We start from the raw sequence: 361 nt of genomic DNA, 5'->3' as shown, positions 1-361 counted from the left end.
AGCATGGCGGAGAGAGTCTGCAGGCGTCTCGAGGTTGCGAGGGCGCAGCGCTGCGAGGTGGCGGGCGAGCTTGATCGGCGTCATCCGGTTCGTCTCCCGGCGCAGTGTGTCGTCGGCGTGGATGAGCATCGCCTTCATCGAGATCATCGCCGCGGAGCGGTCGGTGACGGCTGAATCGTGCGCGATCTTGAGCTGCCTGATCATCTCGACGCTGCTGTCCGCGGTCTTTGGGATGACCGTCGCGAAGCCGGCGAGCACGGAGCGGGCGGCGTTCTCCGCGTCGAGGGTGTCGGACTTCCCGTTCAGGCGCCGCTGGCGGCGATCAGGGCGTCCTGCTTCGACAACCTTGTGTCCATAGCGA

Annotated in this window: 1 pseudogene; it reads right to left on the bottom strand. The window is 66.5% G+C overall.

The features are described from left to right. Nucleotides 1–361: pseudogene (locus ACT3UL_RS19235) on the bottom strand (hypothetical protein); the annotation flags it as partial.

This window comes from Brachybacterium sp. 107 (assembly GCF_052379725.1).
Taxonomy (GTDB): domain Bacteria; phylum Actinomycetota; class Actinomycetes; order Actinomycetales; family Dermabacteraceae; genus Brachybacterium.
The sequence above is the reverse complement of the archived record's forward strand: the minus strand, read 5'-3'. Positions and strand labels throughout refer to the sequence as shown.